Annotated in this window: 17 protein-coding genes; 9 read left to right on the forward strand and 8 right to left on the reverse strand. The window is 64.3% G+C overall.

Annotated features, from left to right (window positions below; genetic code table 11):
* Positions 1-90 precede the first annotated feature (90 nt).
* Positions 91-861 carry a precorrin-6A synthase (deacetylating) gene (gene cobF / locus IB267_RS28655; RefSeq protein ID WP_192450840.1) on the reverse strand — a complete coding sequence of 257 codons (771 nt, stop codon included), beginning with the start codon at positions 859-861 and terminating at the stop codon, positions 91-93.
* 97 nt (positions 862-958) lie between these two features.
* Entirely contained in the window at positions 959-1663 is a 705-nt protein-coding gene (gene ung, locus IB267_RS28660) for a uracil-DNA glycosylase (protein ID WP_192450841.1), read from the reverse strand.
* 235 nt (positions 1664-1898) lie between these two features.
* Here ung and modA point away from each other — a divergent pair, with 235 nt between their 5' ends.
* From modA to modC, 3 genes are all read left to right on the forward strand, one after another.
* Complete coding sequence (gene modA, locus IB267_RS28665; protein ID WP_192450842.1) at positions 1899-2690, forward strand: molybdate ABC transporter substrate-binding protein; 792 nt, start codon at positions 1899-1901, stop codon at positions 2688-2690.
* A 167-nt stretch (positions 2691-2857) separates the two neighbouring features.
* Positions 2858-3559 (forward strand): molybdate ABC transporter permease subunit, encoded by a 702-nt coding sequence (gene modB / locus IB267_RS28670; protein WP_192450843.1) that lies wholly within the window; start codon positions 2858-2860, stop codon positions 3557-3559.
* The gene (gene modC, locus IB267_RS28675) at positions 3556-4629 is read left to right on the forward strand and encodes a molybdenum ABC transporter ATP-binding protein (protein WP_192450844.1); all 1074 of its coding nucleotides are present in this window, start codon (positions 3556-3558) and stop codon (positions 4627-4629) included. The genes modB and modC overlap by 4 nt, the downstream gene beginning before the upstream one ends.
* A gap of 36 nt (positions 4630-4665) precedes the next feature.
* Here modC and IB267_RS28680 read toward each other — a convergent pair whose 3' ends face one another.
* A complete protein-coding gene (locus IB267_RS28680) occupies positions 4666-5067 on the reverse strand; it encodes a winged helix-turn-helix domain-containing protein (RefSeq protein WP_192450895.1) in 402 nt (133 codons plus the stop codon).
* A gap of 185 nt (positions 5068-5252) precedes the next feature.
* Between IB267_RS28680 and IB267_RS28685 the strand changes: the two genes are divergently transcribed.
* The 6 genes from IB267_RS28685 to IB267_RS28710 all read left to right on the forward strand — a co-directional run bounded on the left by IB267_RS28685 (position 5253) and on the right by IB267_RS28710 (position 13260).
* Positions 5253-6584: an FAD-binding oxidoreductase gene (locus tag IB267_RS28685; RefSeq protein WP_192450845.1), complete on the forward strand. Its 1332-nt coding sequence runs from the start codon at positions 5253-5255 to the stop codon at positions 6582-6584.
* A gap of 419 nt (positions 6585-7003) precedes the next feature.
* On the forward strand, positions 7004-8236 hold the full coding sequence (locus tag IB267_RS28690; RefSeq protein ID WP_192450846.1) for a 3-methyl-2-oxobutanoate dehydrogenase (2-methylpropanoyl-transferring) subunit alpha: 1233 nt from the start codon (positions 7004-7006) through the stop codon (positions 8234-8236).
* Position 8237: 1 nt separating this feature from the next.
* Positions 8238-9251, forward strand: coding sequence for an alpha-ketoacid dehydrogenase subunit beta (locus IB267_RS28695; RefSeq protein WP_034787163.1), 1014 nt, complete (start codon positions 8238-8240; stop codon positions 9249-9251).
* A 1-nt stretch (position 9252) separates the two neighbouring features.
* On the forward strand, positions 9253-10551 hold the full coding sequence (locus IB267_RS28700) for a dihydrolipoamide acetyltransferase family protein (protein ID WP_192450847.1): 1299 nt from the start codon (positions 9253-9255) through the stop codon (positions 10549-10551).
* Between the two features lie 7 nt (positions 10552-10558).
* Positions 10559-11953 carry a dihydrolipoyl dehydrogenase gene (gene lpdA, locus IB267_RS28705; RefSeq protein ID WP_192450848.1) on the forward strand — a complete coding sequence of 465 codons (1395 nt, stop codon included), beginning with the start codon at positions 10559-10561 and terminating at the stop codon, positions 11951-11953.
* 125 nt (positions 11954-12078) lie between these two features.
* On the forward strand, positions 12079-13260 hold the full coding sequence (locus tag IB267_RS28710; RefSeq protein WP_192450849.1) for an acetyl-CoA C-acyltransferase: 1182 nt from the start codon (positions 12079-12081) through the stop codon (positions 13258-13260).
* 101 nt (positions 13261-13361) lie between these two features.
* Here the strand turns inward: IB267_RS28710 and purU are convergent, their stop codons facing one another.
* The 5 genes from purU to hmgA form a co-directional block, all read right to left on the reverse strand.
* On the reverse strand, positions 13362-14246 hold the full coding sequence (gene purU / locus IB267_RS28715) for a formyltetrahydrofolate deformylase (protein WP_192450850.1): 885 nt from the start codon (positions 14244-14246) through the stop codon (positions 13362-13364).
* 195 nt (positions 14247-14441) lie between these two features.
* A complete protein-coding gene (gene maiA / locus IB267_RS28720) occupies positions 14442-15080 on the reverse strand; it encodes a maleylacetoacetate isomerase (protein ID WP_371742656.1) in 639 nt (212 codons plus the stop codon).
* A 26-nt stretch (positions 15081-15106) separates the two neighbouring features.
* Complete coding sequence (locus IB267_RS28725; RefSeq protein ID WP_192450852.1) at positions 15107-16123, reverse strand: fumarylacetoacetate hydrolase family protein; 1017 nt, start codon at positions 16121-16123, stop codon at positions 15107-15109.
* A gap of 55 nt (positions 16124-16178) precedes the next feature.
* Complete coding sequence (locus IB267_RS28730; protein WP_192450853.1) at positions 16179-17048, reverse strand: MBL fold metallo-hydrolase; 870 nt, start codon at positions 17046-17048, stop codon at positions 16179-16181.
* The gene (hmgA, locus tag IB267_RS28735; protein ID WP_192450854.1) at positions 17045-18412 is read right to left on the reverse strand and encodes a homogentisate 1,2-dioxygenase; all 1368 of its coding nucleotides are present in this window, start codon (positions 18410-18412) and stop codon (positions 17045-17047) included. Before hmgA ends, IB267_RS28730 begins: the two co-directional genes overlap by 4 nt.
* Positions 18413-18562: the final 150 nt, after the last annotated feature.

Raw genomic sequence — 18562 nt, forward strand, 5'->3', positions numbered from 1 at the left:
GCTCTCCTCCCTGAAGAAACCTCTTAAGACGCTATAACACAGCCGCAAACCTTGAGTGAGATCAAACACGACGCAGATCAGTACTTGCCGTCACTCGTCGAAGTCGGCGCCCTTGCGCAGGAGATAGATGTCCATGATCCATCCCATCTTCGCGCGCGCCGCCGCCCGCGTTTCAAGGATTCGGTCCTTCACCGCAGCCACGCGGCCGGAAATCACGATCTCATCCGGCGTGCCGAGATAGGCGCCCCAGAAGATCTCAGCGTCCGGATCGTCGATCCGCTGGAACGCCTGTTCGCCGTCGAGCATGACGACGGAGGTCTGGCTCTTTTGCGGAAAACTCTCGTGCAGCCGGCGCCCGGTGGTGATCTCCACCGGCTTGCCGACCAGGTTCAGCGGAATGCGGTGGCTGGCGCAGAGCGCCTGCAGGCTGGTGATCCCGGGAATGACGTCATAATCGAAGGCGACCTCACCGCGTGCCTTGACCCGCTCGACGATGCGAATGGTGCTGTCATAGAGCATCGGGTCACCCCAGACGAGAAACGCGCCAATTCCCTCGTTGCCCAACTCCTTCGAAAGAAGCCCTTCATAGATCGCGGCGATCTGGGCGTGCCAGTCGTCGACGCTGCCGTCATAGCTGACGCCCTCGGTGCGCCGCACCGGCACCGCGAACTCGACGGTGCGGCCGTCCTTGCGCGTGACGTAGCGGGCGCAGATGTCGCGACGCACGTCGGCAAGCTCGGTTTTCTTGGCGCCCTTGGTCGGAATGAAAAGCACGTCGGCGCGGTTGAGCGCATTGATCGCCTGCACGGTCATGTGTTCGGGATTGCCCGAACCGATGCCTATGATCAGAATTTTGCGCATGCCCGCCTCCGCCATTTCGTTCGGGCGTCTTAGGCGGATCTCCGCCGCCAAGGCAAGACCTCAGGGCGACGACGAAGCCGTCAATCACGCCAAGCCGTCAGTTGATGTCCGCAGCCGGATTCTCGGGCAGCCGCCAGTCGATCGGATCGTAGCCCTTGCTTTCAAGGAAGGCGTTGGCCTGGGAAAAATGCCGGCAGCCGAGAAAGCCGGAATGCGCCGAAAGCGGCGACGGATGCGGCGCCCTCAAGACCAGATGGCGTGAGCGGTCGACGAAGGCCGCCTTCTTCTGCGCATAGGAACCCCAGAGCATGAAGACGACGGGATGCTCGGCCTCGTTGACCGCGCGGATGATCGCATCCGTGAACTTTTCCCAGCCGCGTCCCTGGTGTGACGCCGCATTGCCGCGCTCCACCGTCAGCACGCTGTTCAAAAGCAGCACGCCCTGTTTCGCCCAGCTTTCGAGGAAACCATGCCGCGCCGGCGGAATGCCGAGATCGGTGTTCAGCTCCTTGTAGATGTTGACGAGCGACGGCGGCGTCCGAACGCCGGGGCGCACACTGAAGCAGAGCCCATGCGCCTGGCCATCGCCGTGATAGGGATCCTGGCCGAGGATGACGACCCGCACCTTGTCGAGCGGCGTCAGATCGAGCGCGCGAAAATACTCAGGTCCCCGAGGAAAAATCTGCCGGCCCTCGTTCTTCTGGACCACCAGGAACTGCTTGAGGTCAGCCATGTAGCCGCTGGCAAATTCCGGTGCCAAGGCTTCCTTCCAGCTTTCTTCAAGCTTTACTGCCGTTTCCATCGCGCGTCCGCTCCATGTCAGAGGATCGAGGCCGCAATTTAGGCCGCTCGGACATCACCGCAAGCCCAATCGCGCCTGCCGCGGGAATGCTGCACGGGTTTTGCCTGCCGGCCGCAGGCACAGGGGTATTGCGCTAGCCCTTTTGAGAAGCATTGTATTTCAACAGATACAACGGTAATCAGGAGGCGATATCGTTGTATCCTTAGAGATATCACGCATCGTTGGAGGGAAATCGATGATCAAGAGAAGAGACTGGCTGAAGGGCCTGGCGCTGACGCTCGGCCTCGCCTGGGTCGGCGCAATCGTTCTGCCGGCGTCCGCGCAGGCCGAAGAGAAGGTGACGGTCTTTGCGGCTGCGAGCCTGAAGAACGCGCTCGATGCGATCAATGCCGAGTGGCAGAAGGAAAGCGGCAAGGAAACGACCGTTTCCTACGCGGCAAGCTCCGCGCTTGCCAAGCAGGTGGAACAGGGCGCGCCCGCCGACGTCTTCATCTCTGCCGACCTCGCCTGGATGGACTATCTCGCCGATAAGAAGCTGATCAAGGACGACACCCGCGCAAACCTGCTCGGCAACCGCATCGTGCTCGTGTCCGGCAAAAAGGATGCTGGCCCGGTCGAGATCAAGCAGGGCTTCGATCTCGCTGGCATCCTCGGTGACGGCCGCCTGGCCATGGGTGCGGTCGATTCCGTTCCGGCCGGCAAGTACGGCAAGGCAGCACTCGAAAAGCTCGACGCCTGGGAGGCCGTAGAGCCGAAGGTCGCCGGCGCCGAAAGCGTGCGTGCCGCCCTCCTGCTCGTCTCGCGCGGTGAGGCACCCTACGGCATCGTCTACCAGACCGACGCCGCAGCAGACCCGGGCGTCAAGGTCGTCGGCACCTTCCCGGAAGACAGCCATCCGCCGATCATCTACCCGATCGCCATCACGGCCGAGAGCAAGAGCCCCGATGCCGCCGCCTATGTCGACTTCGTCAAGTCGGCCAAGGCTGCAGAACTCTTCGAAAAGCAGGGCTTCACGGTCCTGAAGTAACCGACCTGAAATCGCGTCGGATCTCGGCTGTCCAGAGGCAGGCGAAGCATCTATCGTGACACGTCGCCCGCGCCCAAACGCGGGCGACGTTATCGTGTTTGAGAGGCAGCGGCGGCCTGAAGCGTACAGCTAAGTCTGGCCGGCCTGGCATCGGGGAGCGACATCTGTTGGACTGGCTTGCAGTGAGCGACGCGGAGTGGACGGCGATCCTCTTGAGCCTGCGCGTCGCAACCGTCGCGATGATCGGTAGCCTGCCTTTCGCCCTCGCTGTCGCCATGCTGCTTGCCCGCGGACGCTTCTGGGGCAAGACGCTGCTGAACGGCCTTGTCCATCTGCCGCTGATCCTGCCGCCCGTCGTCACCGGCTTCCTGCTGCTTCTGCTCTTCGGTCGCCGTGGCCCGCTCGGCGCCTTCTTCGCCGATTATTTCGGACTGGTCTTTTCCTTCCGCTGGACCGGCGCGGCGCTCGCCTGCGCCGTCATGGCCTTTCCGCTGATGGTGCGCAGCATCCGCCTGTCGATCGAGGCGGTCGACCGCAAGCTCGAGGACGCGGCCACGACGCTCGGGGCGAGCCCGCTCTGGGTCTTCGCCACCGTCACCCTGCCGCTGATCATCCCCGGCGTCATCGCCGGCATGATCATCGCCTTTGCCAAGGCGATGGGAGAATTCGGCGCAACGATCACCTTCGTCTCCAACATTCCCGGCGAAACGCAGACGCTCTCGGCTGCGATCTATACCTTCACCCAGGTGCCGGGCGGCGACGCCGGCGCCATGCGGCTGACGATCATTTCCGTCATCATTTCCATGGCCGCGCTGATCTTCTCCGAACTGCTGGCGACCTTTGCCGCGCGCCGGGTGGCGGCTCAATGAGCCTCACCGTCGAAGCCCGCCACCAGCTCGGTAATTTCGCGCTCGATGCCGCCTTTACTTCGGATGGCGGCGTGACCGCATTGTTCGGCCGGTCCGGCTCTGGCAAGACCTCGCTCATCAACATCATCGCCGGGCTCTTGAAGCCGGAAAGCGGCCGCGTGCTGCTTAACGGCGACGTCATCGCCGACAGCGAGAAGAGGATCTTCACGCCGGTGCACCGCCGCCGCTTCGGCTATGTCTTCCAGGAGGCGCGGCTCTTTCCGCACTTGAGCGTGCGCCGCAACCTCGCGTATGGCCGCTGGTTTGCGGGCAACGGCGGCTCGGGCGGAGACTTAACCCGCATCGTCGAGATGCTCGGCATCGGCCATCTGCTCGATCGCAGCCCGTCGGCTCTATCCGGCGGCGAAAGGCAGCGCGTGGCGATCGGCCGGGCCCTGCTTGCGGCACCGCGGCTGCTGCTGATGGACGAACCGCTCGCCGCCCTCGACGAGGCGCGCAAGGCCGAGATCCTGCCCTATCTCGAGCGGCTGCGCGACGACGCCGGTATCCCGATCGTCTATGTCAGCCACTCCATCAGCGAAGTCTCCCGGCTGGCACGGCGCGTCGTGGTGCTCGAAAACGGCCGGGTGACCGCGTCCGGTGCAGCGGCCGAAGTGTTGAGCACACCCGCCGCCACGCTTGCCACCGGCCGGCGCGAGGCCGGCGTCCTCTTGGAGGGCGAGGTCGAGGGAACCGATCCGGCTCACGAACTGACGACGGTGCGCGTCGGACGGGAACGGCTGCGCATCGCCGGTGTCAGCGCCACGCCCGGAGGCAGGCTCCGCCTGCACATCGCCGCCCGCGACGTCATGCTGGCGACGTCGAGACCAGTGGAGATCAGCGCGCTCAATGTGCTCGAAGGGCGCATACTGACGCTGACATCGGAGGACGATGGCAGCGTGGATGTCCGGGTGACTTGCGGTGATGCGACCATTGCCGCCCGCATCACCCGCTTTTCGCGGGACGTGCTGCAGCTTGTTCCCGGCAAGACCGTCTATGCCGTCATCAAGTCGGTGGCGATCGATCACTAGAGCGCGGTGCGTTCATGGGAACGCACGAAGGACGCCCTAGGCTTTTTGGGAAACAACAGGTGCCGTATCGGACGGTGGTGTATCGCTGCTCCGAACACTTTCGAGCCAGGCGAGATCATCGGCAATCACCGCCTGCGCCTTCTCTTCCATTTCGCGGTAGCGACGGATGAGCTCTTCTCCGAACGCCGTCAGCGCCGCCCCGCCACCCTGCTTGCCGCCTCGCTGCGATTCCACCGAAGGCTCGCGGAACATCCGGTTCAAGGCATCGACCAGCAGCCAGGCGCGGCGGTACGACATGTCCATCGCCCGCCCGGCAGCGGAGATGGAGCCGGTCTCGCGGATCAGTTCGAGCAACAGGATCTTGCCGCGGCCGAGCCGATCGGCGGGCGGAAAATCGATGCGCAGGACGGGGCGAAGATCGGGGCGGCGTTCACTCATGCGGGCAAGCATAGAAGCTCCAGGCGGAAACCGGAAGTCCGCCCGGTGGCAAGGCGAACCGGCTTTCCCAAACAAAGTGAGCCGGCAACCACGCGCTTTCGATCCTTAGCCAGATTGCAGGTCTTGATCTCGCGGCGGCGGCATGCACCGATGACTACGATACTTCCCTGCCCGAAAGTGCCCCCATGCCTGGCCCCACACTCGATCTCATCGCCACAGACACCACCTTGCCCGCCAAGGCCGACGTCGTCATTGTCGGCGGCGGCATCATCGGCGTCTGCACCGCGCTCTTCCTCGCCGAGCGCGGCATCGATGTCGTGCTCTGTGAGAAGGGTATGCCCGGAGCCGAGCAATCGAGCCGCAACTGGGGCTGGGTGCGGGTCATGGGCCGCGACGAGCGCGAAATCCCGCTGGCGATCGAGGCGCTGAAGATCTGGGACACGCTCGACGCCCGCGTCAGCGGCGAGACCGGCTTTCGCCGCAGCGGCATTCTCTACATCTCCGAGAACGAGCGCGACGTCGCCAACCGAGACGCCTGGCTTGCCATGGCAAAGCCCTACGGTGTCGATAGCGTGCAACTCGGCTCCGACACGACAGAAGCGATGATGCCGGGTACAGCGATCCGCTACCCAGGCGGGCTCTTCACGCCGAGCGACGGCCGGGCCGAACCGCAAAGGGCCGTGCCTGCCATCGTCGCTGGCGCCCGCCGCGCCGGTGCCAAAGTTCTTACCGGCTGCGCCGTGCGCGGCGTCGAGAAGGCTGCCGGGCGGATTTCCGCCGTCGTGACCGAGAGGGGCCGCATCGAGACGTCGACCGTCATCGTCGCCGGTGGCGCCTGGTCGAGGCTGTTCCTCAAAGGCCTCGGCATAAGATTGCCGCAGCTGAAAGTTCGCAACACGGTGTTGAGAACCGGCCCGGTCTCGGGCGGTCCGGAGGGGGCTGGTGCAACCGCGACCTATGCCTATCGCAAGCGCCTCGACGGCGGCTACACGATTGCCGATGGCGCCACCAATCTGCACGCGATCGTGCCCGACAGCTTTGCCTTCTTCCGCGATTTCCAGCCGGCACGAAAAGCGGAGGGCGATGCCGTGCAGGTGGGCCTGAGCGCCCAGAGCTGGAACGAGCTATTCGAGATCGGCACCGTGCCCCTCGACCGGCCCGGCGCCTTCGAGCGTCACCGCGTGCTCGATCCCAATCCGGATTCGCGCCGCGCCTTGCATGCGCTCGATGCGGCTGCCAAGGCCTTGCCCTTGCTGCGCGAAACCAAGGTGCAGCAGATCTGGGCCGGCCTGATCGACGTGACGCCCGATGCCGTGCCCGTCATCTCGCCCGCCGAGACCGTTCCGGGCCTCATGATCGCAACGGGCTTTTCCGGCCACGGTTTCGGCATTGGCCCCGGCGCCGGCCACCTCGTCGCAGACCTCGTGACCGGCGTAGAACCGATCGTCGATCCGACGCCGTTCCGGCTCTCGCGCTTCCTCGATGGAACGCCGATCACCATCGCCCCGCCGGTCTGACCGCCGTCGCCGGCGGATAGCCGCGAAAGAAAATTACCGGCAATGGCCGGCGGGAAGATGTCCGACACAACGCGTGGGCGCACTCCCGGCAGGATTCTATCTTTCTTCGCCTGCCCCTGCCTCGCGACACTGAAAGACCTTCATAAGCCCCGGAACTCGTGGCAGTCTGTGAGCATTCCCGTTGGGAGAGCGGGGGCTTTTAGGAGGAGTCTGTGCAGACCTTAGGCGGAGGAGCCTTGCCGGTCAAATTGCACGTCCTCGTACACCTCAGGCCCATCGTTGTCCCGACCCAGAGCATTTCCAGCAAGGGTCCTAGCGTCCCTGCGTCCGGAAATGCGTGAGAACAGAAAAGAGGAGCGGTTCGACTGGAACCGCTCTTGACTGGTGCACTGCGCACTCCGGAGGAGGCCGGAAACCGCATGAGCGATCTCAATCGACTTAGCCTGCATGTCCCCGAACCCGCCGTTCGGCCCGGTGGCCAGCCGGATTTCTCCAACGTCAAGATCCCGAAGGCCGGCTCCGTGCCGCGCCCGGAGGTGGACATCGCGCCGGAAGAAATGCGCGACCTCGCCTATTCGATCATCCGCGTCTTGAACCGCGATGGCGAAGCGGTCGGTCCCTGGGCCGGGCTTCTCTCCGACGAGGAGCTGCTCGCAGGCCTCAGGCACATGATGCTGCTACGCGCCTTCGACGCGCGCATGGTCATGGCGCAGCGCCAGGGCAAGACCTCCTTCTACATGCAGCATCTGGGCGAAGAGGCCGTCAGCTGCGCCTTCCGCAAAGCGCTGGTGAAGGGCGACATGAACTTCCCGACCTATCGACAGGCCGGTCTTCTGATCGCCGACGGCTACCCGATGGTCGAGATGATGAACCAGATCTTCTCGAACGAGAGCGACCCGTTGCGCGGCCGACAGCTGCCGATCATGTATTCCTCCAAGGAGCATGGCTTCTTCACCATCTCCGGCAACCTCGCCACGCAATATGTCCAAGCGGTCGGCTGGGCGATGGCGTCGGCCATCAAGCGCGACACCAAGATCGCTGCCGCCTGGATCGGCGACGGCTCCACGGCGGAATCGGACTTCCATTCGGCGCTCGTCTTTGCGTCCACCTACAAGGCGCCGGTCATTCTCAACATCGTCAACAATCAGTGGGCGATCTCCACCTTCCAAGGCATTGCCCGCGGCGGCTCCGGCACCTTTGCCGCCCGCGGTCTCGGCTTCGGCATCCCGGCGCTTCGCGTCGACGGCAACGACTATCTCGCCGTCTACGCCGTCGCTAAGTGGGCCGCCGAGCGCGCCCGTCGCAACCTCGGCCCGACGCTGATCGAATACGTGACCTACCGCGTCGGCGCCCATTCGACCTCCGACGATCCGAGCGCCTATCGGCCGAAGACGGAATCCGAGGCCTGGCCGCTCGGCGATCCGGTTTTGAGATTGAAGAAGCACCTGATCCTGCGCGGCGCCTGGTCGGAAGAACGCCACACCCAGGCGGAAGCCGAGATCCTCGACGAAGTGATCCAGGCGCAGAAACAGGCCGAGGGCCATGGCACGCTGCACGCCGGCGGCAAGCCCTCGGTGCGCGATATCTTCGAGGGCGTCTATGCCGAAATGCCGCCGCACATTCGCCGCCAGCGGCAGAAGGCAGGATACTGATATGGCCAGAATGACAATGATCGAAGCCGTGCGCAGCGCCATGGACGTGTCCATGGAGCGCGATGACAATGTCGTCGTCTTCGGCGAGGACGTCGGCTATTTCGGCGGCGTCTTCCGCTGCACGCAAGGCCTCCAGGCGAAATACGGCAAGACACGCTGTTTCGACGCGCCGATCAGCGAAAGCGGCATCGTCGGCACGGCAATCGGCATGGCAGCCTACGGCCTGAAGCCCTGCGTCGAGATCCAGTTCGCCGACTACATGTACCCGGCTTACGACCAGATCACCCAGGAAGCGGCCCGCATCCGCTACCGCTCCAACGGCGACTTCACCTGCCCGATCGTGCTGCGCATGCCGACCGGCGGCGGCATCTTCGGCGGCCAGACGCACAGCCAGAGCCCGGAAGCGCTGTTCACCCATGTTTGCGGCCTGAAAGTCGTCGTTCCCTCCAATCCCTATGACGCCAAGGGCCTGCTGATCGCTTCGATCGAAGATCCGGATCCAGTGATGTTCCTCGAGCCGAAGCGGCTCTATAACGGTCCCTTCGACGGCCACCATGACCGGCCGGTCATTCCGTGGTCGAAGCACGATCTCGGCGAGGTGCCGGAAGGCCACTACACCGTCCCGATCGGCAAGGCGGAAGTCCGCCGAGAGGGTTCGGCCGTCACCGTCGTTGCCTACGGCACTATGGTGCATGTGGCGCTCGCGGCTGCCGAGGAAACCGGCATCGACGCCGAGGTAATCGACCTGCGCAGCCTGCTGCCGCTCGACCTCGATACGATCGTCAAGTCGGTGGAAAAGACCGGCCGCTGCGTCGTCGTGCATGAGGCAACGCTGACGTCGGGCTTCGGCGGCGAAGTGGCGGCCCTCGTCCAGGAGCATTGCTTCTACCATCTCGAAGCGCCCGTCGTGCGCGTCGCCGGCTGGGACACACCCTACCCGCACGCCCAGGAATGGGACTATTTCCCCGGCCCCGCGCGCGTCGGACGCGCGCTCGTCGAAGTGATGGAGGCCTGAGATGGGCGAATTCGTAATCAAGATGCCGGATGTCGGCGAAGGCGTGGCCGAGGCGGAACTCGTCGAGTGGCATGTGAAGCCGGGTGACCCCGTGCGCGAGGACATGGTGCTCGCCGCGGTGATGACCGACAAGGCAACCGTCGAAATCCCCTCGCCCGTTACCGGCACGGTGCTCTGGCTCGGCGCCGAGGTGGGCGACACCGTCGCGGTGAAGGCGCCGCTTGTCCGCATCGAGATCGCAGGCGAGGGCGGAGCGGCTGCTCCCGCGGAAGAAAAGCCGGCCGCCAAGGCGGAAGAAGAGCCCGCGGCAAAGGTCGAGGCGCCCACCCCGGTCGCCAAGCCGGCCCAGCCCGCCAAGGTGGAGGTCAAGGCACCGGTTGCAAATGGCGTCCAAGCCAACGGCGCACATGCCCCCGGTGAACGGCAGGAGAAAGCGCTGGCGTCACCCGCCGTGCGCCTGCGCGCCAAGGAAAGTGGCGTCGACCTGCGCCAGGTGACGGGCACCGGTCCTGCCGGCCGCATCACCCACGACGACCTCGACCAGTTCATCGCCCGCGGCGCCCAGCCGGCGCTGGCGCCGGCCGGCCTGCAGCGCAAGACTGCCGTCGATGAAATCAAGGTGACCGGCCTTCGCCGCCGCATCGCCGAGAAGATGTCGCTTTCGACCTCGCGCATTCCCCACATCACCTATGTGGAAGAGGTCGACATGACTGCGCTCGAGGATCTGCGAACGACGATGAACCGCGATCGCAAGCCGGAGCAGCCGAAGCTGACGATTCTGCCCTATCTGATGCGCGCGCTGGTGCGCACTATCGCCGAGCAGCCGGCCGTCAACGCCACGTTCGACGACGGCCCCGGCATCATCAGCCGCCATCACGCCGTAAACATCGGCATCGCCACCCAGACGCCGGCCGGCCTAACCGTTCCGGTCGTGCGCCATGCTGAAGCGCGCGGCATCTGGGATTGCGCCAACGAACTCAATCGCCTGGCGGAAGCGGCCCGCACCGGCACCGCCACCCGCGACGAGCTCACGGGATCGACGATCACGATCTCTTCGCTCGGCGCACTCGGCGGCATCGTCTCCACGCCGGTCATCAACCACCCGGAGGTCGCGATCATCGGCGTCAACAAGCTCGCCGTCCGCCCGGTCTGGGACGGCACGCAATTCGTGCCACGCAAGATCATGAACCTGTCCTCGAGCTTCGATCACCGCGTCATTGACGGCTGGGATGCGGCCGTATTCGTGCAGCGGCTGAAGACCCTGCTCGAAACGCCGGCGCTTATTTTCGTGGAGGCTTGAGACGATCATGAAGGAAATTTCCTGCAAGCTGCTCGTCATCGGCGCCGGCCCCGGCGGCTATATCTGCGCCATCCGCGCCGGCCAGCTCGGCATCGACACCGTCATCGTCGAGAAGGCCAAGGCCGGCGGCACCTGCCTGAATGTCGGCTGCATCCCCTCCAAGGCCCTGATCCATGCGGCTGAAGAGTTTCACAAACTGCGCGCGGCCGCTTCCGGCCGCAACCCGCTCGGCCTGTCGCTGGCCAACCCCTCGATCGATCTCGCCCATACCATCGCCTGGAAGGACGGTATCGTCGGCCGGCTGAACGGCGGCGTCATCGGGCTTTTGAAGAAAGCCGGCGTCAAGGCGGTCGTCGGCGCGGCCCGCTTCATCGATGGCAAGACAGTCGATGTCGAGACAGAAACCGGGCTGCAGCGCATCCGCGCCGAAGCGATCGTGATTGCCACCGGCTCCGCACCGATCGAGCTGCCGGACCTGCCCTTCGGCGGGCCGATCATCTCCTCGACCGAGGCCCTGTCGTTGAAGAGCGTGCCGAAGAGCCTCGCCGTCATCGGCGGCGGCTATATCGGCCTCGAACTCGGCACCGCCTTTGCCAAGCTCGGCAGCCACGTCACCGTGCTCGAAGCGCAGCCCCGCATCCTGCCGCTCTATGACGCCGATCTGACGAAGCCGATCGGCAAGCGCCTTGGCGAACTCGGGATCGAGGTCTTCACCCAGACGGTCGCCCAGAGCTACTCCACGGAGACCGGCAGCCTGCAAGCCGAACACAACGGCCGCGCCATCAATGTCGCTGCCGAAAAGGTGCTCGTCACCGTCGGTCGCAAGCCGGTGACCGAAGGCTTCGGCCTCGAAGAAATCGACCTCGACCGCACCGGCCGCTTCATCCGCGTCGACGACCAGTGCCGCACCTCCATGCGCGGCATCTATGCGATCGGCGATGTCACCGGCGAGCCGATGCTGGCGCACCGCGCCATGGCGCAGGGCGAGATGGTCGCGGAGATCGTCGCCGGCCACAAGCGCAGCTGGGACAAGCGCTGCATCCCCGCCGTCTGCTTCACCGATCCGGAGATCGTTACCGCTGGCCTTTCGCCCGACGAAGCACGCGCCAGCGGCATCGAGATCAAGATTGGCCAGTTCCCCTTCCAGGCGAACGGCCGCGCCATGACGACGCTTGCCGAGGACGGTTTCGTGCGCATCGTCGCGCGCGCCGACAACCATCTGGTGCTCGGCATCCAGGCGGTCGGCCACGGCGTCTCGGAACTCTCGGCAAGCTTCAGCCTGGCGATCGAAATGGGCGCGCGCCTCGAAGATATCGCTGGCACGATCCATGCGCATCCGACGCAGTCCGAAGCCTTCCAGGAATCGGCGCTGAAGGCGCTGGGACACGCACTGCATATCTGACGCTTCGCGTTGTAAAATGGCCCCTCATCCAGCCTGCCGGCCACCTTCTCCCCGCACGCGGGGAGAAGGAAATGCGAGACAAGCGCCTGCACCAACCATTGCCGTTTTCCGTATGGGAGAAAGACATGAGCAGAACTGACCCGATCGTCATCGTTTCGGCGGCCCGCACGCCAATGGGCGCCTTTCAGGGCAGCCTCAAGGATTTGACCGCACCCGAAATCGGCGCCATCGCGCTCAAGGCCGCGCTCGATCGCGCCGGCCTTGATGCTGTCGACGAGGTGCTTATGGGCAATGTGCTGCCGGCCGGCATCGGCCAGAACCCCGCACGTCAGGCAGCCCTTGGCGCAGGCCTCGGCAAGGAGACGCCGTCGACGACAATCTCCAAGGTCTGTGGCTCCGGCATGAAGGCGCTGATGCTCGGCCATGATGCGTTGTTGTCAGGCAGTGCCTCGGTGCTTGCGGTCGGCGGCATGGAGTCGATGACCAACGCCCCCTATCTGCTGCCGAAGGCGCGCGGCGGCTTCCGCCTGGGACATGGTGAGGTCAAGGACCACATGTTCCTCGACGGCCTCGAAGACGCCTATTCCGGCCGGTTGATGGGCACCTATGCCGAGGACACGGCCGAGCACTACCAGTTCTCGCGTGCCGATCAGGACGGCTTCGCTTTGCGTTCCCTGGAGCGCGCCAACCGGGCGGCCGAAGATGGTTCCTTTGCCGAGGAAATCGTAGCCGTCGCTGACGCCGGCAAGCGCCAGACCGGCAATCTCGACCGCGACGAGCAGCCGACAAAATCCGATCCGGCCAAGATCCCGAAGCTGAAACCCGCCTTCCGCGACGGCGGCAGCGTGACGGCGGCCAATTCGTCGTCGATTTCGGACGGCGCTGCCGCACTGATCCTGATGCGCGCAAGCGAAGCGGAAAAGCGCGGACTGACCCCGCTTGCGATCATCGCGGGCCATGCGGGCCACGCCCAGGAACCGGCCTGGTTCACGACCGCGCCGATCGGCGCGATCGACAAGCTGATGGCCAAGCTTGCCTGGGAGAAGGGCAGCGTCGGCCTCTACGAAATCAACGAGGCCTTCGCCGTGGTGGCGATGGCGGCGATCCGCGACCTCGGTCTGTCCGACGATATCGTCAACATCAACGGCGGCGCCTGCGCACTTGGCCACCCGATCGGCGCGTCTGGCGCCCGCATCATCGTGACGCTCCTGCACGCCATGCGCGCCAAAGGTGTCAAGCGCGGCATTGCCTCGCTTTGCATCGGCGGCGGTGAGGCAACCGCGGTCGGGCTGGAGCTGTTGCAATAACTTAGCGCGGTCTTCCGGCCGTCTCCAACTCCAACAAATGAAAAACGCCGCCGGTCGAACCGGCGGCGTTTCTGTTTTTCGCGGGCGATTGCGCTCGCTCCTCAGCCCATGCGCTCGGAAGCGTAGGAGCCCGGGCTCGGCGGGAAGACGACGACGCGGTTGCCGTTGATGAAGCAGCGGTTGTGGATATGGGCGTGCACGGCGCGGGCGAGCACCTGGCTCTCGACGTCGCGGCCGATCGACACGTAGTCCTCGGCGCTCTGGGCGTGGGTGATGCGGGCGATGTCTTGCTCGATGATCGGGCCTTCGTCGAGGTCGGCGGTGACGTAGTGCGCCGTCGCACCAATCAGCTTCACGCCACGCTCATAGGCCTGCTTGTAGGGGTTTGCGCCCTTGAACGACGGCAGGAAGGAGTGGTGGATGTTGATGATCCGGCCAGACATCTTCTTGCAGAGCGCGTCGGACAGGACCTGCATGTAGCGGGCGAGCACGATCAGTTCGGCGCCGGTCTGGTCGACGAGCTCGAGCAGCTGGGCCTCGGCCTTCGGCTTGTTCTCCTTCGTCACCTTGATGCAGTGGAAGGGAATGTCGTGGTTGACGACCACCTTCTGGTAATCGAAGTGGTTGGAGACGACGCCGACGATTTCGATCGGCAGCGCGCCGATCTTCCAGCGATAAAGCAGGTCGTTGAGACAATGGCCGAAACGCGACACCATCAGCAGCACCTTCATGCGCTCTTCGCTGTCGCGGATCTCGGCGTTCATGTCGAAGCGCTTCACCACCGCTTCGAAGCCGGCCTTCAACTCGTCGAGCGTGGCGCCTTCCTGGCTGATGAAGCTGAGACGCATGAAGAACAGGCCGGTTTCGAGGTCGTCGAACTGCGAACTGTCGGAGATGTAGCAGCCTTTTTCGGCGAGATAGCCGGTGATCGCGGCGACGATGCCACGGGTGGTCTTGCAGCTGACGTTCAGCACATAGCTTTTCATCGGTAGGTCTCTCGCTCCAGAGGTTTTTCCGGCCCCCCTTATACGGCCAGTCACACAAAAACTAGCGCGGCCTTTTCGCCGCTGTCGATCCATTCGCGACATTCGCTTGACGGAACCGGCCAGACAAGGCGGCCGCATCACGCAGGCTCGCCTGAAGGTGCAAGGAGAAGGGATCAAGCGGCAAGCGGCATGGCCTCAGCGCGGCGTGCGATCCGGGTGCGCGCGGGCGAAAGCCTCGATCTCGGCACAGTTCTGGTCGATCGCGACGAGCCGCGGACAGGCCGAAAGATCGACGTCCCATCGGCGGGCATTGTAGACCTGCGGCACTAGGCAGAAATCCGCCATGGTCGGACTGTCGCCGTGGCAGAAGCGCCCCGTCGCGGAATGGTCGAGCAAGCGCTCGAAAGCGGCAAGCCCCTCGCCGATGAACTTGCGCATCCAGTTCCGCCGCGCCGCCTCGCCATCCTCGGCATTGGCCATGACGTGGGACACGACGCTGAGATTGCAGACGGGATGGATGTCCATGGCGATCGCATAGGACAGCATTCGCACCCGCTGCCGCCCTACCGCGTCGAATGGCAGGAAGCCGGAATCGGCCCGCGTCTCGCCAAGATATTCGATGATGGCGAGCGATTGCGTGAAGCGCTCGCCATCGATCTCAAGCACAGGCACCAGCCCTTGCGGGTTGCGGGCCAGATGCTCCGGCGCCTTGTGTGCCTTGGCAAGCAGGTCGACCGGCGCCGAACGATAGCTTTCGCCGAGGCTGTTGAGCGCGATGCGCACCCGATAGCTCGCCGACGAACGCCAGTAATCGTAAAGGACGGTCTCGCTCATGCCTCTGCCCATTTTCTTATCTGCGGTCAGGCCTTGGTGTAGGCTTCGACGGTCTGCTCGATCGCGCCGAAGATCGAATGACCGGTCTTGTCCTTCATCTCGATGCGTACGACATCGCCGACCCGGAGGAACTGCGTCTTCGGCGCGCCGCCGGCGATCGTCTCGATCATCCGGACTTCCGCGATGCAGGAATAACCGGCGCCACCTTCGGCAACTGGTTTGCCCGGCCCGCCGTCGAGCTTGTTGGAAACTGTGCCCGAGCCGATGATCGTGCCGGCCAAAAGCGGCCGGGTCTTGGCCGCATGTGCGATCAGTTGGGCGAAATCGAAGGTCATGTCGATGCCGGCATTCGCCCGGCCGAAGGGCTTGCCGTTGAGATCGACGTTGAGCGGCAGATGCAGCTTGCCGCCATCCCAGGCGTCACCCAGCTCATCCGGCGAAACGGCAACCGGCGAGAAGGCCGACGACGGTTTCGACTGGAAGAAGCCGAAGCCCTTGGCAAGCTCGGCGGGGATGAGGCCGCGCAGCGACACGTCGTTGACGAGCATGACGAGACGGATCGCCGACCTAGCCTCGTCGATGGTGGCGCCCATCGGCACGTCGTCGACGACGACGGCGACTTCGCCCTCCATGTCGACGCCGAAGCTTTCGTCGGCAAGCGGGATCGGATCACGCGGCGCGATGAAGCTGTCGGACCCGCCCTGGTACATCAAGGGATCGGTCCAGAAGCTTGCCGGCATCTCGGCATTGCGAGCCTTGCGCACCAGCTCGACGTGATTGACGTAGGCCGAGCCATCGGCCCATTGGAAAGCGCGCGGCAACGGCGACAGCGCGTCATGTTCATGGAAGCGAATCGTCGGCTGCGAGCCGGTCTCGATCCCTTCAGCCACACGCGCAAGCCGTGGACCGGCATGCGCCCAATCGTCGAGCGCTGCCTGCAACGAGCGGGCGATGTGCCCGACTTCCGAGCAGCGGGTGAGATCGCGAGAGACGACCACGAGCTTTCCGTCCCGCGTACTGTCCTTGAGTGTCGCCAGTTTCATGCAGTCCTCCCTCTCAATCTTTTCATTGTTCACGCAATTTCGAACGAAACCGCGCTTAGACGGACGAATCGTCCGTAATCTTCACAACAAGGCCGTCGGCGGCGATCGTCAAGGCGCCCGCCCAGTTTTTGCGAGCCGCCGTAGTCCAGTGGTTTTCCGTAATTTCCGGATCGTCGGCCGGGATCAGATGATGCAGCACCAGCCGCCCGACGCCGGCGGCGGTTGCGATCGCTGCCGCCTCTCCGGCGAAGCTGTGGCTTGCCAGCAGATGCTCTTTCAGCCGCGCGCCATTGCCGGTGCGCGCCACCAACCGGTCGACGCCTTCGGCAAGCATCGCCTCGTGCACGAGAATGTCGGCCCCTTTGGCGAAATCGGCAAGCGGCGGGAAATAGGCGGTATCGGACGAAAATACGACCGAGCCTTCCGCATGGTCGAAGCGGAGCGCAAAACAGTCGGTCACCGGCGGATGGTCGACGCGCAGCGCCGAAAGCGTCAGGCCTTCCTCCGAGAAGATTTCGCCTTCGGAGAATTCGATGACCTCGACCAACGCGCGCAGGTCCGGCCGGCCTTCGTCGAAGATGCGGATGTCGACGTCGAAGGCCATCGACTGCAGGAAACCGTGCCAATAGGCGTGGGTACCTGCAGGTCCGAAGACCCGCACCGGCTGTGATAACCCAGCGGTCCAGGCCGTGTGAATGAGCGGGCCAAGTTCCAGCACATGATCCGAATGCAGGTGGGTAATGACGATCAGGTCCAGCGTCTTCAGTGTGACACCGGCATCGGTCAAACCTCGGGTGACGCCGAGGCCGCAATCGACGACAACAGTCCGGCCGCCGATTTCAAGCAGCGACGAGGTCGGCCACGGGCCGCCCGGCCGGATCGCCGGACCACCCTTGCTGCCGAGCAAAACCAGGCGTGAACTCAAGACCAATCGCCTTCCGGCGTCCCGTTGAACCGCTTCTTGAGATCCGTCCAGCAGTCGATGTAGTTGTCCTGCAACGTCTCCAGTTCGGCGGCGTAGCGGGTCAGTTGCTGCGGGAAGCGGGTCTCGAACATGAAGGCCATCGTATGGTCGAGCTTCACCGGTTTCAACTCACTGTTTGTCGCCTTGTCGTAGCCCGACGCATCGGGCCCATGCGCCAGCATCATGTTGTGCAGGCTCATGCCGCCGGGAACGAAGCCCTCTTCCTTGGCGTCGTAGCGACCGTAGATCAGCCCCATGAATTCGCTCATGATGTTGCGGTGGTACCAGGGCGGGCGGAAAGTGTGCTCGGCTACCAACCAGCGCGGCGGGAAGATGACGAAATCGATATTCGCCGTGCCCTCTTCGCCCGAAGGCGCCGTCAGCACGGTGAAGATCGAAGGGTCCGGATGGTCAAAGAGGATAGCGCCGACCGGCGAATAGGTCTTCAGATCGTACTTGTAGGGCGCGTAATTGCCGTGCCAGGCGACGACGTCGAGCGGCGAGTGGCCGATCTCGGTCACGTGGAAGCCACCGCACCACTTCACATGCACGCGGCAGGGCGTCTCCTTCTCCTCGAAGGCGGCGACCGGCGTCTTGAAATCGCGCGGATTGGCGAGGCAATTGGCGCCGATTGGGCCGCGGTCGGGCAGCGTGAACTTGGCACCGTAATTCTCGCAGATATAGCCGCGCCAGACCTTCTCGTCGCCAAGCCGCGTCACCTTGAACATGGTGCCGCGCGGCACGATGCAGATCTCAGAGGGTTCGACGTCCATCTTGCCGAGCTCGGTGAACACCTGGATCGCGCCCATTTCCGGAACAATCAGCAGCTCGCCGTCGGCATCGAAGAAATAGTCGTCCACCATGTCGGCGTTGAAGGCATAGGCATGCGCCGCCATGCCCGAATGCGTCGGCGCATCGCCCGCCGTCGTCATCGTGCGGATGCCCTGCAGGAAGTTCAGCTTTTCCGTCGGCTCCGGCAGTGGATTCCAGCGCAACTGGCCAAGCGCCAGGGAATGGTCGGCGACATGCGGTGCCGTCTTCCAGTGCGGATAGTCTATTCTGCTGAAGCGACCGGTGTGGCGGACGCTCGGGCGGATGCGATAGAGCCACGAGCGCTCGTTGGTGCCGCGCGGCGCGGTAAAGGGCGAGCCCGAAAGCTGCTCGGCATAGAGGCCATAGGCGCATTTCTGCGGGCTGTTCTGACCCTGCGGCAGCGCGCCGGGCAGGCTCTCGGTCTCGAAATCATTGCCGAAGCCGGGCATATAGTTGAGCGCTTCGTTGGCCTTCACCTGTGCTTCGGCCTGTTTTCCTGCCTTGTCCAGCATCGTCGATCCTCCTCCTCTTGGGCGCCCTGCTTCGGCTTCGCGAAGCGACCTCAAAAGGTCCGGCGCAATCCCAAATACCGCGGCGACGACCGTTTCCCAGGGTGGACGCAGGCGTGGCCTTCGGCATATTAGTTGCAATCGTAACTATCG

It is taken from the genome of Ensifer sp. ENS09 (assembly GCF_014852425.1).
Classification (GTDB): domain Bacteria; phylum Pseudomonadota; class Alphaproteobacteria; order Rhizobiales; family Rhizobiaceae; genus Ensifer.